10 protein-coding genes and 2 tRNA genes are annotated in these 15,187 nt (G+C 63.5%); 5 read left to right on the forward strand and 7 right to left on the reverse strand.

Going from position 1 to position 15,187, the window contains the following annotated elements; translation table 11 throughout:
* Positions 1–59 precede the first annotated feature (59 nt).
* From FQ705_RS17135 to FQ705_RS17155, 5 genes are all read right to left on the reverse strand, one after another.
* On the reverse strand, positions 60–995 hold the full coding sequence (locus FQ705_RS17135; RefSeq protein ID WP_144143129.1) for a MaoC/PaaZ C-terminal domain-containing protein: 936 nt from the start codon (positions 993–995) through the stop codon (positions 60–62).
* Positions 996–997: 2 nt separating this feature from the next.
* Positions 998–2,407: a 3-oxoacyl-ACP reductase gene (locus tag FQ705_RS17140; protein ID WP_144143131.1), complete on the reverse strand. Its 1,410-nt coding sequence runs from the start codon at positions 2,405–2,407 to the stop codon at positions 998–1,000.
* 129 nt (positions 2,408–2,536) lie between these two features.
* Complete coding sequence (locus FQ705_RS17145) at positions 2,537–5,035, reverse strand: acyl-CoA dehydrogenase (RefSeq protein WP_144143133.1); 2,499 nt, start codon at positions 5,033–5,035, stop codon at positions 2,537–2,539.
* Positions 5,036–5,449: 414 nt separating this feature from the next.
* Entirely contained in the window at positions 5,450–6,331 is an 882-nt protein-coding gene (locus tag FQ705_RS17150) for a TetR/AcrR family transcriptional regulator (RefSeq protein ID WP_144143135.1), read from the reverse strand.
* 359 nt (positions 6,332–6,690) lie between these two features.
* Positions 6,691–7,911, reverse strand: a complete 1,221-nt coding sequence (locus tag FQ705_RS17155; RefSeq protein WP_144143137.1) for an MFS transporter — start codon at positions 7,909–7,911, stop codon at positions 6,691–6,693.
* A gap of 408 nt (positions 7,912–8,319) precedes the next feature.
* Between FQ705_RS17155 and FQ705_RS17160 the strand changes: the two genes are divergently transcribed.
* Positions 8,320–8,694: an MAPEG family protein gene (locus FQ705_RS17160; RefSeq protein WP_144143139.1), complete on the forward strand. Its 375-nt coding sequence runs from the start codon at positions 8,320–8,322 to the stop codon at positions 8,692–8,694.
* 125 nt (positions 8,695–8,819) lie between these two features.
* Positions 8,820–10,151 carry a chloride channel protein gene (locus tag FQ705_RS17165; RefSeq protein WP_144143141.1) on the forward strand — a complete coding sequence of 444 codons (1,332 nt, stop codon included), beginning with the start codon at positions 8,820–8,822 and terminating at the stop codon, positions 10,149–10,151.
* Positions 10,152–10,231: 80 nt separating this feature from the next.
* On the opposite strand, the gene FQ705_RS17170 is transcribed toward FQ705_RS17165, so the two are convergent.
* Positions 10,232–10,318: transfer RNA gene (locus tag FQ705_RS17170), tRNA-Leu, on the reverse strand.
* 205 nt (positions 10,319–10,523) lie between these two features.
* Positions 10,524–10,610: transfer RNA gene (locus FQ705_RS17175), tRNA-Leu, on the reverse strand.
* A gap of 320 nt (positions 10,611–10,930) precedes the next feature.
* On the opposite strand from FQ705_RS17175, the gene rnr reads away from it, so the two are divergent.
* The 3 genes from rnr to rpiA all read left to right on the forward strand — a co-directional run bounded on the left by rnr (position 10,931) and on the right by rpiA (position 15,140).
* Positions 10,931–13,444, forward strand: coding sequence for a ribonuclease R (gene rnr, locus FQ705_RS17180; protein ID WP_144143143.1), 2,514 nt, complete (start codon positions 10,931–10,933; stop codon positions 13,442–13,444).
* Positions 13,445–13,634: 190 nt separating this feature from the next.
* Positions 13,635–14,381, forward strand: coding sequence for a 23S rRNA (guanosine(2251)-2'-O)-methyltransferase RlmB (rlmB, locus tag FQ705_RS17185; protein WP_144143145.1), 747 nt, complete (start codon positions 13,635–13,637; stop codon positions 14,379–14,381).
* A gap of 63 nt (positions 14,382–14,444) precedes the next feature.
* Positions 14,445–15,140, forward strand: a complete 696-nt coding sequence (gene rpiA, locus FQ705_RS17190; RefSeq protein ID WP_144143147.1) for a ribose-5-phosphate isomerase RpiA — start codon at positions 14,445–14,447, stop codon at positions 15,138–15,140.
* Positions 15,141–15,187: the final 47 nt, after the last annotated feature.

Consider the following 15,187-nt stretch of genomic DNA (forward strand, 5'->3'; position numbering starts at 1 on the left):
CGTTGCTGGGTTATCGGCTGATGATGCGCATGCCGCGAGCAGTGCGATGGCTGCGCGCCTCATTGCAGCCGCCATTGCATCCGGCCGCGCAAATGCGGTTTCTCTCCGGCGATATCGCGCACCTCGATATCCCGTTCGATCAGCGAAGGCGCGGCGCTCCACAGCGACACTTCGCCTGGCAGCAGCATCGGCAGTTTGAATTCGGCGCTGAGCGTGGCTTCGGCTAGCGGCTTGGGCGGTTGCAGCGCGGAGGCGGCGCGCGCCAGCGTCCACATGCCGTGCGCGATGGCGCGGGGAAATCCGAATATTTTTGCCGACAGCGCGCTCAGATGGATCGGGTTGTAGTCGCCGGAAACGTTCGCGTAATCGCGGCCGAGTTGCGAGGCCAACTGCCAGCGCGCGGTGCGTTGCAGCGCGAGCGGCCCCAGGTCGAGCGGCTCCAGCGCGTTGCCGGACGCCGGCACGCCGCGCTTCAGATAGACGCTGTCGCCGTCCCATACCGCTTCGCCGCGCCGATAGATACGCGTATGAAGCACGAACGCCTGGCCCTTGTCGTGACGCAGCAGCGCGCCGAACTCCACCTCCACGCGCAACAGATCCTTGTACGCGAGTGGACGGCGCAAGCGCACGTGATTGGCGAGATGCACGAGGCCGAGCGCGGGCCACGGAAACGCCGGGTCGGTCAGCATCAGCAGATGCAGGGGAAAGGCGAGCAGATGCGGATAGGTGAGCGGCACGCCATGCTCGGGGATAAAGCCGCACACGCGCGCATAACGCCAGGCCGGTCCCGCTTCGAGCGGCACGGCGGGGCGCACCAGGCGCAGTGCCGGCAGTTGCGTGTCGCGCCCACGTTTGACGATGCCGGACAACGCGCACGCATAGAGCCTGGACGGCGTAGGCAAGGTGTCGATGACGACGGTTTTCGGTCGCCCCGCGTCGAGCCGCATGGCGTGGGGTGCACGATCATTGCCGAACGGATCACCGGGCTCGGCCATGGTCACGCTCCAATCAGGCTTTGTCCGCACACGCGCACGATCTGGCCGCTCACGCCCGCCGATCCCGGATGCGCGAGCCAGGCGATGGTCTGCGCGACGTCGACCGGCTGGCCGCCCTGGCTCATCGAATTCATGCGGCGGCCGGCCTCGCGGATGGCGAGTGGAATCTTCGCGGTCATCTGCGTTTCGATGAAGCCCGGCGCGACCGCGTTGATCGTGATGCCGCGTGCGTGCAGATGCGGCGCCATGCTTTGCACGCGGCCGATCACGCCCGCTTTCGAGGTTGCGTAATTGGTCTGGCCGAGATTGCCCGCAATGCCGCTGATCGACGACACCGCGACGATGCGTCCGCCGTCGCGCAGAATGCCGCCGGCGAGCAAGGCGTCGTCGATGCGTTCCTGCGCGCCGAGGTTGATGTCGATGACGTTCTGCCACGCGGCATCGGTCATCTTCGCGATGGTCTTGTCTTTCGTGATGCCGGCGTTGTGCACGACGATATCGACACCGAGTTCGTCCAGCGCGGCGGCGATGTGTGCGGGCGCTTCGGGCGCGGCGATGTCGAAGGCGAGGGCGGTGCCGTTCAACTGCTGCATGGTCGATTCGAGCGCCTCACGCGCCGACGGGATGTCGATGCCGATCACGTGCGCGCCTTCGGCCGCGAGCACGCTCGCAATCGAAGCGCCGATGCCGCGTGCCGCACCCGTCACCACCGCGCGCCGTCCCGCGAGCGGCTGCTGCCAGTCGAACGCGGGCAGGCGCGTGCCGCCGGCGCTGCCGATCCGCACGACCTGCCCCGAGACATAGGCCGAGCGCGGCGACAGGAAGAAGCGCAGCGTCGCTTCCGTATTGGCCTCGGCGCCTTGCGCCACGTAGACGAGATTCGCGGTGACGCCACGGCGCGCTTCCTTGCCGAGCGAGCGCGTGAGACCTTCGAGCGCGCGCTGCGCGGTCCATGCGCGCGGCGTCGTGCAGGCCTCCGGTGGTCGTCCGAGGACGATGATGCGTCCGCATTTGCCGAGCGAGCGCAGCGTGTCGTGGAAAAAGCCGTGCAGCGGTTCGAGTTGCGTGCTGTCTTCGATCCCGCTGGCGTCGAACAGCAAGGCGGTGAGCTTGCCCGGCGAACCGGCCTCGGCCGCCTCGAAACGGCCGGTCATCAAGCCATGCCGATTGGCGAGCGGCACCCACAAACCCGCGCTTCCATGCGCGACGCTGGTGACGCCGATGCTCGTCACCAGCGTCGCGAGCGTGTCCAGCAGATGGGGTTCGCGGCCCGCGCCGATCGCCACCATGCCGTCGAACTCGGGCCGGTCCGCGCGATAGCGGCGCAGCACCTCGGGTTTCGGCAAACCGAGCGAACGCGCGAGGCGCGCGCCGAACGGCGAGTTGACGAAGTTCAGGTAAGAGTCGTTCATTTTATTGTTGCTCCGCTGGCCACGGCCGAAGGAAGCCCCGTAGGGCGTCGGACGTGTGTCAGTGTGCACCGGGTTCGGCGCGCATGGCGCGCCTGCCGGGTAAGTTTTTTTCGTGCACGCCGGGCGTGCTCAAGCCGCCAGTTCAAGCGCCTTGTCGAGCGTTTCCTTGCGTCGTTGCAGGTGCGTGAGCATGTCGAAGTCGGCCGGGAAATCGTCGACCTTCACCACCAGCGCGCCGTACTTCGCATAGTCCTCCAGCACGCGGCGGTCGTCGGCATCGATCAGGCCTTTCTTCAGCGCCGCGTCGGTCCACGCGCCCAGTTGCGGCAGGCTCTGTGGCATCGGCTCGAGCAGACCTTGTTTGACCGCATCGCGCAGCTTCTGGTCGATCTCCGTAAAGCGCGGGTTCAGTTCGAACGCGACTTCGCCATAGCCGAGCGCGTCGACATCGGGATGCGGCACGTACGAATCGGACACCAGACGTTCGCGCGCCGCGCCCGGCGTCTGCATCAATTCGGCGATCGCGGTGCCGAGGCTGTCGGACGGCTCGCGATACGGCAGGCCGAACGGGAAAGCCAGCACGCGCACGAGGCCGGCCGCCAAGCGGTTCGGATAGTTGGCGAGCACACCGTCGAGCGCATGCTGCGCCTTGTAGAGCGAATCTTCGACGCCCCAGCGCACCAGCGGAAGATCTTCCTCCTGACGGCCTTCGTCTTCGAAACGCTTGAGCGTGGCGGAGATCAGGTAGAGCTGCGACAGCACGTCGCCCAGGCGTCCGGAGATGCGCTCGCGGCGTTTCAGGTCGCCGCCGAGCACGAACATGGAGACGTCCGCGAGTAGCGCGAAAGCCGTGGAGAGGCGAGTCGCCGCGCGGTAGTACGCATGCAGCGGCGCGTGCGCCGTGCGTGGTTTGCCGATAAACGCACCGCCCGTCACCCCGTAGACGAAGCTGCGCACCACGTTGGACAGCGTGAAGCTGACGTGACCGAAGAAGGCTTCGTCGAAATCGCGCAAGGCTTTCGCGTGGTCGGTTTCGCGCGTCGCAGCCATTTCCTTCAACACATACGGATGGCAACGGATCGCGCCTTGCCCGAAGATGATCAGGCAGCGCGTGAGAATATTCGCGCCCTCCACGGTAATCGCGATCGGCACCTGCTGGTAGGCACGCGCGAGGAAATTCGACGGACCCATGCAGATGCCCTTGCCCGCGGCGATATCCATGCCGTCGTTAATGACCATGCGGGCGCGCTCGGTGATGTGATACTTCGCGATCGCCGAAATCACCGAAGGTTTTTCGCCGAGATCGACCGCATGCGCGGACAGGCGCCGCGCGGCGTCCATCACGTAGAGGTTGCCGCCCATGCGGCCGAGCGCTTCCTGCACGCCCTCGAACTTGCCGACAGCGGTGCGGAACTGGCGGCGAATCGCGGCATACGCGCCGGTGCCGCGCACGGCGATTTTCGCCATGCCCACGTTCGACGACGGCAGCGAAATCGCCCGCCCCGCCGCGAGACATTCCATCAGCATGCGCCAGCCGTTGCCGACTTGCGAGCGTCCGCCGATCACCCAGTCGAGCGGGATGAATACGTCCTTGCCTGAGTTCGGGCCGTTCTGGAACACCGCGTTCAACGGCCAGTGACGCCGGCCGATATTCACACCCGGATGGTCGGTCGGAATCAGCGCGCAGGTGATGCCGGGTTCGTCGCCGGCACCCAGCAGACGGTCGGGGTCGAGTGCGCGGAAGGCGAGGCCGAGCACGGTCGCGATCGGCCCGAGCGTGATGTAGCGCTTATCCCACGTGACGCGAAAACCCAGCGTTTCGCGGCCTTCGAAGCTGCCTTTGCAGACAATGCCGACGTCGGGAATCGCGGCGGCGTCGGAACCGGCATACGGGCTAGTAAGCGCAAAGCAGGGGATTTCGTCGCCGCGTGCGAGGCGCGGCAGATAGTGGTTCTTTTGTTCTTCGGTGCCGTAGTGCATCAGCAATTCGGCCGGGCCGAGCGAGTTGGGCACCATCACCGAGACGGCGGCCGCCGAGCAGCGGGTGGCGAGCTTCATGATGACCTGCGAATGCGCGTAGGCGGAGAACTGTTTGCCGCCGTACTGCTTCGGAATGATCATGCCGAGAAAGCCGCGTTCCTTGATGTACTGCCAGGTCTTCGGCGAGAGGTCTTGCCAGACCATGGTGGTTTCCCAGTCGTTGGCGAGATCGCACAACTGCTCGCATTCGACGTCGAGGAAAGATTGCTCTTCGGCGGTCAGCGTGGCCGGGCCATAGCCGAGCAGCTTGTCCCAGTGCGGGCGTCCCGAGAACAGTTCGGCGTCCCACCAGACCGTGCCGGCTTCGATCGCGTCGCGCTCGGTCGGCGACATCTCCGGCAGGATCTTGCGGAAAATGTCGAGCACCGGTCTGGCGAGCCAGGCGCGCCGCAGCGGCTTGAGCGCAAGCACGAGGGCAGGAAGGACCAGCACGACGGCGAGGAGCGTGGTCACAAGCGGACCCGCCGCACCGCTGACATGCGCGGCCGCCACCCAGACGATCATGAAGGCGAGCCACCCTGCGGCAGGGGCCTGCACATAGACCAGCGCGAAAGCGGCGATGACGAGCACTAGGATGAACCACGGCATGACGTTTCCTCCTGTTTCGATGGTGCGTGCGAACGCATCCGCAGGGCGCGGACGGCTCGCGTTCTATTGATCTTCGTTCTGCTTGTCGGCGTCGAACTGCCTCGCCACGTGCCGCTCCGTGTTGCCTGTCGCGTTAGAGGTTCGACAACGTGACGGCGCTTAGGTGCGGGACTTAGACCGTTTGCCCGGATGTACGGCTTTCATGTTCCTGGTGTGCAGTTCGCCCGCGTAATCGCGACGTGGGCGGTGATTCGTGATGCGTCTGAATGGCCGGTTGCGGTGGGATTGCGGTGCGCTTGCGTCCTGCGTCCTGTCGCGCCGCTTGGCGCGGACGACGCTTCCTGGCGCCGTCCGCGTCGTCGGACGAATTGTCGTCCGCATCGTCGTCCACTTCGCGCTGAACGTGCTGCGCGGCTAGTCCGCCCCATGCAACGCGTGATGAAACGCACCCGCTTCGACGTTGCCGCCGCGGCGCTCGCTGTCCACCGCCTGACCCGTCGATCCCTGTGCGACGCTCTGTGGCTGAGGTTGCTGAGTCTGCGCAGCACTCGCCGCTTGCGTCTCCTGAGCTGCAGCACACTCCGTGCCGCCGTCGCTCGCATCGCCCAACACCGCCGCGAACGCGGCCAACTGCGTGCCGTCGGGCAAGGGCGCTTTGAGCGCGGCCACCATCAGCGAAGCAAGACGCGCGATCAGTTGCAGATCGTTCATCGACTTGCCTTGCGAGAACTCGGAGATCAGGCTGTCGGTATCGGTGCCCGCCAGCACGCCCGAGAGCGCGCCGATCGCGAAGTGCAGACGCCAGCCGAGTTCCTCGCGCGGCAGATGCGGCAACGCACGCTGGAAGGCGTCGAAAAAGCGCACGGCCACCGACGCGTAGTGCCCATTCAGAAAGTCGCGAATGAACGCCGACGGGTCCGTATAAGCGCGGCCCAACAAACGCAGAAACGCCTTGCCGCCCACACGTTGATCGCGCGACAGACGCAGCGCCGGAATGAACATCGCGCCGAGCACGTGCTCGCAGGTCAGGCGCGCACCGAGCATGGTGTCGAAGCGGTCGAGCAGCTTGAGACGTTCTTCGTTGAGCTGATCGAGGCGGCGCGACAGCATCGAGTGAATCAGCGATTCCTTGCTGCCGAAGTGGTAGTTGACCGCGGCGAGATTCACTTCGGCACGCGAAGTAATCTGGCGCAACGACATGGCCTCGTAGCCGCATTCGATGAAGAGGGTTTCGGCGGCGTCGAGGATGCGGGACTTCGTATCGCCGGCATGCCGGCCTGTTGTGCGAACTGCCATGTTGCGTCTCCCAGTTGCCGGGCGTCCGGCCCGCAAACAAGTGATTCAAATAGATATTTGAAACAGCCGTTTTTTTCAGGATAAGAAGGATGCTGCGTGCGATCAAGGGGTCGGTGTCGACTAACTCCTCTAGAAGACCTGACGAGGGCCCGTCTTTCCACGGCGCGCGACGCGTCATTTCGCGCGGAAATAAAAAAGGCCGTTCCGATGGAAATCGGAACGGCCTCGTATTGCTTGCTACCTTCAGTTTGGCCTTGCTTGTCTTGCTGACGCCTCTTGGACGCCGCGGCGGTTCGAGCCGCCTTTGTCGCTATTGTGCCTGAGAAAGTTGCGGCGAAATAGCTGTTTAGTTCGAACGCTTAAAGCTGTGCCGCCACCTCTTTGGCCGACTGCGTCATGTCGATGCCGCGACGCTCGCGACTGAACGGAATCAGCGCGGCGATCACTACCGCCACGACGCCGATCACGATCGCCATGATGAGCGCGTAGTTGTTGCCGTGCGCTTCAGCCGCGCTCGCTTGCAGCGGACCGTTGACCGACGCGATCAGATTGCCGAGCTGATACACGAGACCTGGGAAGGTCGCGCGAATCGCGTCGGGCGAGATTTCGTTGAGGTGCACCGGAATCACACCCCATGCGCCTTGCACCGAGATCTGCATCAGGAACGCGCCGAGCGCGAGCAACGCGGGCGTGCTCGAGAAAGCCCACAGCGGCAGCACCGGCAGTGCGATCAACGCAGCGATGAAGATGGCGCGCTTGCGGCCGATCTTCTCCGACATCGCACCGAAGAACAGGCCGCCGCAAATCGCGCCGACGTTCAGCGTGATCGTGATCCACGACACCGTGTGCGCATCGAACTGATGCTGCACGCGCAGGAAGGTCGGATACAGATCCTGCGAGCCGTGCGAGAAGAAGTTGAACGCGGTCATCAGAATGATCGCGTAGATCGACAGGCCGACATTCTGCTTGAGCGTGGCGACCAGGCCCGGACGGGCTTTCTTTTCGAGCGTCTGGAAGGCGGGCGACTCCGGCACATGGGCACGCACGTACAGCACGAGCAACGCGGGCAGCACGCCGACGAAGAACATGCCGCGCCAGCCGATGTACTGATAGAACAGGCCGAACACGACCGAGGCGAGCAGGTAGCCGCTCGGATAGCCGGCTTGCAGCAGACCGGAGACGAAGCCGCGCGACTTGGGCGGCACGGTTTCCATGGTCAATGCGCCGCCGACGCCCCATTCGCCGCCCATCGCGATGCCGAACAGCGCGCGCAGCACGAGCAGGGTGATCAGGTTCGGCGAGAAGCCCGACAGCAATTCCAGCAGCGAGAAGCACGCGATATTGACCATCAGCGTGGGACGGCGGCCGTATTTGTCGGCCAGCCAGCCGAAAATCAGAGCGCCGACCGGCCGCATCATGAGGGTCAGCATAATGCCGAAGGCTACTGCCGGTATTTTTGTATTGAATTCGGCCGCGATATCTTTCAATACGAACACCATTAGAAAGAAATCGAATGCGTCCAGCGTCCAGCCCAGATAGGCAGCGATCGTTACGTTTCTCTGTTCCCGTGTCCAGCTCATTGATTGTTCTCCTGAGTCTCCAATAACCCGCCTTTTACGGCGAGCGGCTCGATTGCCCCGTACGCCCCGTAGCATGGGCTTCCGGCGAGTGTACGCCGACGATTAAACGCTTGCATGGTTGAACGTCGTTTTCTCGGTATTAATACCTAACGCGCATGTCGGACGGAATACGCTTATGTGTCCAATGTCGGCTTAATGTAATTATTGTAGTAATGGCGTTTGCTTTAATGTTGGTATTTTGTAATGTTATTTTTGCGGGGCTTTAAGCGAAATCCGGTCACTCTGACCTGGCCTTTTTCGGTCGCCGGTAGAGGAGATTCTCGCGCAATTGAAGTTGGCGGTGATCCGATGCGGCAGGTATAAAAGCGGCTCGCGGCTCGGACGCCGTCCAATTGGGGGAGACCAGCAATGACAATTCCGCATGTATGTCTGTTCATCGTGGCCATGCTGCCATTTCCGTGGACCGTTCTTTCCAAGCTCGGCAAACGCTACGACAACCGCACGCCACGCGTGTACCTCGCCAAACTGGACGGCTGGCGCGCCCGGGCTCATGCGGCGCACCAGAACTCGTGGGAGGCGCTGGCCCTGTTCACCGCTGCGATCGTCGTGGCCGGCCAGGCGGGTGGGTCGAGCGCCACGATCAACTGGCTGGCGATCGCCTTCGTGATCACGCGCGTGCTGCACGGCGTGTTTTACGTGGCGAATCTGGCTCCGTTGCGCTCGCTGGTGTGGTTCGTCGGACTGGTTTGTCTGGTGTCGATATTTTTCGTGTCGGCGCATTGAATCGGCCTGCCCGTCAATCGATATATGCGTGCGACGCATCAGTCGAGCAGAAAAATCAATTGGACTCATGTTGCATCGCGCAATAGGATGGCGGCTATCCCGTCCATCCGCTCGCCCGACTCGATATGTCAGCCAAATCAATCACTTCCCCGTCGGTGCGCCGTGAACATAGTCCGTTCTTGGCGCTCGCCGCAGTCGCGCTACTGACTGGCGTCGGCGCGGGTCTTGGCGGCATGCTCCTCGCGCTGCTTCTGCACGGCATCCAGCATCTCGCCTACGGCTACAGCGTGACGCACCTGATTAGCGCAGAGAGTTTTCTGCAAGGCGTCAGCGGCGCGTCGCCCGAACGGCGTCTTGTCGTGCTGACCGGTTGCGGTCTGGTGGCAGGCCTCGGTTGGTGGACGCTGTATCGCTATGGCCGGCCACTCGTGAGCATTCGTGCCGCCGTCAAATCCGACGATCCGCAGATGCCGTTGGTCAGCACAGCGGTGCATGCGCTGCTGCAGATCGTTACCGTCGCGCTCGGTTCACCGCTCGGCCGTGAAGTCGCACCGCGCGAGATCGGTTCGGCGTTGGCAGGGTGGTTGTCGCGGCGCGCGGGGTTGTCGGTTGCGCAGAGCCGGATCATGGTGGCGTGCGGGGCGGGTGCGGGCCTCGCCGCGGTTTATAACGTGCCGCTCGGAGGCGCCGTGTTCGTGCTCGAAGTGTTGTTGGGCACCTTCGGTTGGCCCGCGCTCGTGCCGGCCATCGTGACGTCGTCGGTGGCGGCGTTGGTGGCGCAACTCGGGCTGGGCAACGAACATCAATATCTGGTTCCATCGATGACGGTGAGTGCCTCGCTACTGGCATGGTCGATCGTGTGCGGGCCGGTGTTCGGTGTAGCGGCGTGGGGCTTCACGGAGCTGATGAAGCACTCGCGCGCAGCAGCGCCGAAGGACTGGCGACTGCCGGTGTTATCGTTGTTGAACTTCGCGGTGATCGGCGTGCTGGCGATGCACTTCCCGCAGTTGCTCGGCAACGGTAAAGGTCCCGCCGGTCTCGCATTCGATGGCGGACTCACCATCGGTCTCGCGGCGATGCTGCTGGTGCTGAAAGTGGTGATCACAGCAGGCAGTTTGCGCGCGGGAGCCGAAGGCGGTTTGCTGACGCCGGGGCTGGCGAATGGCGCGTTGCTGGCGATCGTGCTCGGCGGTATCTGGAGCGCGATGTGGCCGGGAGCGTCGCTCGGGGCATTTGCGGTTGTCGGCGCAAGCGCTTTTCTGGCTGCGTCGATGCAGATGCCGATCACAGCCGTCGTGCTGGTCTTCGAATTCACACGCGTGGGCCAGGATTTTCTGATCCCGGTTCTGTTTGCCGTCGGCGGTTCGCTGCTGGCTTTTCGGGCTTGCGTGAAATGGGCGCCCGCCGCGCAGTCCATGTTCGGTTGGAACTGGAACGGGGCAGGCAAAGCGCGCTAAGGAAAAGTTGGACGCCAGAAACAAAAAACCCCGCGAAGCACGAAGGCTTAACGGGGTGTTTCGTTTCACTTGAAGAGGGGTGGTGCCCAGGAGAGGACTCGAACCTCCACGGTGTTGCCACCGCTAGGACCTGAACCTAGTGCGTCTACCAATTCCGCCACCTGGGCACGTCTTCAAGCTAGACCGCTATTTTAGCGTGATGAAGGAAGCTGTCAATCCCCACATGCAAACCTCACAGCGCTTCAATCAGGCTTACTGCCACTACAAAACCGCCACTGCTGAACCGCGTATTTCGATCAGACCAACGACGATCGGAACAACCGGTCTCACACAAAAAGTAAAGCCGCTCGGAAGCGGCTTTACTTTTGAATCTGGTGCCCAAGAGAGGACTCGAACCTCCACAGTGTTGCCACCGCTAGGACCTGAACCTAGTGCGTCTACCAATTTCGCCACCTGGGCAGGTGATGAACTGCAAAGAACGCCATTATAGCGGCACATTCAGACCTGTCAAGCGTTTCTCAAAAACTGCTTAAACAGCGCGTCAGCCAGGCTGCGTGCGGCTCGCAGCGAGTACGCAGCAAGCGTTGAGAGGGCCGCTTGGCGCGCAATACGGGTGTTAGAATGCCTCGCAGTAGTTCGTTGGCACGGTGCACACGCCCGTCGGACTCAGCCTTGAATGAGCCGGACCCGAGAGAGTCTTTTCAGTGCAATTGCAAGTGCAACTCAAGCGTCCTGCAAACGCTTGCTTCTAAAGCCGAGCCACATCGCGACCGACGTCCATGCAACGAGAAAAAATCATCGACAAGCCCTTGAGCAAATTCCCGTATCCGATTCCAAGCCGCGAAGAAATTCTGGGCGTCCTGCGCACGAGTGAAACGCCGCTTGCCGCGAACGACATCGCCGAAGCTTTGTCGATCAAGCGCCAGGAGCGCGAAGGATTTTTCAAGCGCTTAGGCGCCATGGAGCGCGACGGCCAGATCCGGCTCGATCAGCGCAATCTGTATCAGCTCACCCATCCGTCGAACTTCGTCGCGGGCCGTGTGCAAGGTCATCGCGACGGCTTCGGCTTCCTGATTCGCGACGACGGCCAGGACGATCTGTTCCTGCCCACCGGCGAAATGCAGAAGGTCATGCACAACGATCGCGTGCTTGCGCGCATCGTCGGCTATGACCGGCGCGGCCGTCCGGAAGGGCACATCGTCGAGGTCACGGATCGCGCCAACAAGCGCGTGATCGGCCGTCTGCTCAACGAGAACGGCGCACTGATCGTCGCGCCCGAAGACAAGCGCATCGGCCACGACATTCTGATCCAGCAGAACACCAAGAAGGCCAAAGTCGGCCAGGTGGTGGTGGTCGAGCTGACCGATTTCCCGAGCCGTCATTCGCAGCCGCTCGGCCGCGTGGTGGAAGTGCTCGGCGATATCGACGACCCCGGCATGGAAATCGAAATCGCGGTGCGCAAGTACGGCGTGCCGCACGAGTTCAACCAGGCCGCGCTCGACGAAGCCGCCAAACTCCCCGACGAAGTCCGTCCGGTCGACGCGCGTCATCGCATCGATCTGCGCGACGTGCCGCTCGTCACGATCGACGGTGAAGACGCCCGCGACTTCGACGACGCCGTGTATTGCGAGCCGGTACAAGTTGGCCGTGGCGAAGGCTTCCGGCTGATCGTCGCGATCGCGGACGTCTCGCACTACGTGCATCCGAAGAGCGGGCTCGACGCCGACGCGATCGAACGCAGCACCTCGGTGTATTTTCCGCGTCGCGTGATTCCGATGCTGCCGGAGAAGCTCTCGAACGGTCTGTGCTCGCTGAATCCGCACGTCGACCGTTGCGTGCTCGTGTGCGACATGATCGTCACCGCGCGTGGCGAAGTGAAGGCGTATCAGTTCTATCCTGGCGTGATCAATTCCGCCGCGCGTCTGACCTATACGGAAGTCGCCGCGGTGTTGAAGAACACCAAGGGTCCTGAAGCCACGCGTCGTGCCGCCTTGCTGCCGCAACTGCAGAATCTGTATGGCGTGTACAAGTCGCTGTTCGCCGCGCGCCAGAAACGCGGCGCGATCGACTTCGATACGACCGAGACGTACATCGTCTGCAATGCGCAGGGCAAGATCGAACAGATCATTCCGCGCACCCGCAACGACGCGCACAAGCTGATCGAGGAATGCATGCTGGCCGCGAACGTCTGCGCGGCCGATTTCCTCAAGCGCAACAAGCACCCAGGTCTGTTCCGCGTGCACGCCGGACCGACTCCGGAAAAGCTCGAGAACCTGCGTACGTTCCTGCGCGGCATGGGCCTCACGCTGGCCGGCGGCGACAAACCGCACGCGAGCGACTACGCCGCATTGATGGCGCAGATCCGCGAGCGGCCCGATGCGCAGATGCTGCAAACGATGCTGCTGCGCTCGATGCAACAGGCCGTCTACAGCCCGGACAACATCGGCCACTTCGGTCTCGCCTACGAGGCGTACGCGCACTTCACGAGCCCGATCCGCCGTTATCCCGATCTGCTCACGCACCGCGCGATCTACGCGATCCTGCAGGGCCGCAAGTATCAGCCGGAGCCGCCGCAAGGCATCGAACTGAATACGGCGCTGTCGCCGCGCGCGCGCGCCATGCAGCAGTCGGATGAAGAAAAGCGCGGCCGCGCCCGTGCGAACAATGTGGCTATCTGGGAAGAACTCGGTCTGCATTGCTCGGCCAACGAGCGCCGTGCCGACGAAGCCTCGCGCGACGTCGAAGCCTGGCTCAAGTGCTACTTCATGCGCGACAAGCTCGGCGAAGAGTATGGCGGCATGGTGAGCGGCGTGACGTCGTTCGGCATTTTCGTGCAGCTCGATTCGCTCTTTATCGAAGGCCTCGTGCACGTCACGGAACTCGGCTCCGACTACTTCCAGTACGACGAGATCAAGAACGAGTTGCGCGGCGAACGCACCGGCATTCGTTATCGCTTGTCGGATCGCGTGCGTGTGCAGGTGAGCCGCGTCGATCTCGACGCGCGCAAGATCGACTTCCGCCTCGTGCGCGATACGCCGATCAAGCCGCCGGCAGCGCGTGGCTCGCACGCCGACAAGAGTTCCAGCGACAACAGTGGCAACGCTCGCGTGCGCTCGTTGCCGCCGCTCGAAGGTGGGCCGGGTGGCGCGGCCGCGCCGGGTGCGCGACGCAAGAAGGCAGCGCCTGCGCAAACCGCGGCGGTGAAGGAAGCACGCGAGGCGCGTGGCGCAGCTAAGAAGCACGGCGCGCCGACCAAATCGGCGTCGAAACCGCAGGCTCGCAAGAAGCGTTAAAGCCGCTTTTTCGCATGAACCGCGCGCATCGGGTACGTTCACACGTACCGGTTGCGCGCGTTCTTCGTTTCATCGTAGTCCCGTACTCGAGCAAGGCACGCAAGCATCCGTGCCTGAGCAAAGACCACGAGCTCGAATTCATCACAGCAGCGCGCGTTGCCGGCGCGCTCAATCAAAGGTTGCATCAGTCATGTCACGTCTCAAGGTTTTATACGGTTTCCACGCAGTGACCGCACGTATGCGGCACGATGCGTCGACGGTCGAAGAGGTCTATTACGATGCGACGCGCAAAGACCGTCGCATGACCGAATTTCTGCACGCGGCGAAAGAAGCCGGCGTGCGCCTCATCGCCGCCGACGAAACGCGTCTATGGGGTCTCTCGCACACCGAACGTCACCAGGGCGTGGTCGCCCGCGCGGGCGACATGCCGCTTGCGCAAAATCTCGCGGAACTGCTCGACGGGATCAACGGTTCGCCGCTGATCCTCGTGCTGGACGGCGTGACCGATCCGCACAATCTCGGCGCCTGTCTGCGCGTGGCCGATGCGGCCGGCGCGCATGCGGTGATCGCTCCGCGCGATCGCGCGGTCGGCTTGAACGCGACGGCGGCGAAGGTGGCGAGTGGCGCGGCCGATACGGTGCCGTACATCACGGTGACGAACCTGGCGCGCGCGCTGCGTGAGTTGAAGGATGCCGGCGTGTGGGTGGTCGGCACGGCGGACGGAGCGCCCAAGGGCCTCTACGAAACGGAACTCGACGGTCCGGTCGCCCTCGTGATGGGTGCGGAAGGCGAGGGCATGCGTCGTCTCACGCGCGATACCTGCGATGTGGTCATGCAGATTCCGATGGCGGGCACGGTGGAAAGCCTGAACGTCTCGGTGGCCTCCGGCGTGTGTCTGTTCGAAGCGGTGCGTCAGCGTTCGGTGAAGAAGAAGTAATCACCCGGCGTTCCCACGGCACTCCGGTAAACTAGTGGTTTTTACTGCTCGCCAGCCTTCCCCATGACTCAAGACGAACTCAAGCAACTGGTCGGCCAGGCCGCCGCCGACTATGTGAAGGCCAACGTACCCGAAGGCTCCGTGATCGGCGTGGGCACCGGCTCCACCGCGAACTGCTTCATCGACGCGCTGGCCGCCGACAGGTCGCGCTATCGCGGCGCGGTGTCGAGCTCGCTCGCCACCACCGCGCGGCTGCAATCGCACGGCTTCAAGGTGCTCGACCTGAACGAGATCGATTCGCTGCCAGTGTATGTCGACGGTGCCGATGAGATCGACCACAGCGGCGCGATGATCAAGGGCGGCGGCGGCGCGCTGACGCGCGAGAAAATCGTTGCCTCGGTGTCGGACGTGTTCGTCTGCATCGCGGACGCGAGCAAGCGGGTCGAGACGCTCGGCGGCTTCCCGCTGCCGATCGAAGTGGTGCCGATGGCGCGCACGGCCATCGGCCGCCGCATCACGGCGCTCGGCGGCGTGCCCGTGGTGCGCGTGACGAAAGAGGGCGTGCCCTTCATGACCGACAACGGCAACGAGATCATCGACGTCAAGGGTCTGCGGATCAGCGATCCGCGCACGCTGGAGATGCATGTGAATGCATGGCCGGGCGTGGTGACGGTCGGCCTGTTCGCGGGCCGCGGCGCGAATCTGTGCATGCTCGGCACGGATACCGGCGTCGAGACGATCGAATACAGCAAGGGCTAAACGAGCCTGTCAGCGCGCGATCGAAGCGCGCTGGAATCGCGCGGGAG

This window comes from Paraburkholderia sp. BCC1884 (assembly GCF_900996225.1).
Lineage (GTDB): Bacteria > Pseudomonadota > Gammaproteobacteria > Burkholderiales > Burkholderiaceae > Paraburkholderia.

Coding starts and splice junctions, on each gene's coding strand:
- FQ705_RS17135 (WP_144143129.1), bottom strand. CDS start 995: ATGGCCGAGCCCGGTGATCCGTTCGGCAATGATCGTGCACCCCACGCC.
- FQ705_RS17165 (WP_144143141.1), top strand. CDS start 8,820: ATGTCAGCCAAATCAATCACTTCCCCGTCGGTGCGCCGTGAACATAGT.
- rpiA (WP_144143147.1), top strand. CDS start 14,445: ATGACTCAAGACGAACTCAAGCAACTGGTCGGCCAGGCCGCCGCCGAC.
- FQ705_RS17140 (WP_144143131.1), bottom strand. CDS start 2,407: ATGAACGACTCTTACCTGAACTTCGTCAACTCGCCGTTCGGCGCGCGC.
- FQ705_RS17155 (WP_144143137.1), bottom strand. CDS start 7,911: ATGAGCTGGACACGGGAACAGAGAAACGTAACGATCGCTGCCTATCTG.
- FQ705_RS17160 (WP_144143139.1), top strand. CDS start 8,320: ATGACAATTCCGCATGTATGTCTGTTCATCGTGGCCATGCTGCCATTT.
- FQ705_RS17150 (WP_144143135.1), bottom strand. CDS start 6,331: ATGGCAGTTCGCACAACAGGCCGGCATGCCGGCGATACGAAGTCCCGC.
- FQ705_RS17145 (WP_144143133.1), bottom strand. CDS start 5,035: ATGCCGTGGTTCATCCTAGTGCTCGTCATCGCCGCTTTCGCGCTGGTC.
- rnr (WP_144143143.1), top strand. CDS start 10,931: ATGCAACGAGAAAAAATCATCGACAAGCCCTTGAGCAAATTCCCGTAT.
- rlmB (WP_144143145.1), top strand. CDS start 13,635: ATGTCACGTCTCAAGGTTTTATACGGTTTCCACGCAGTGACCGCACGT.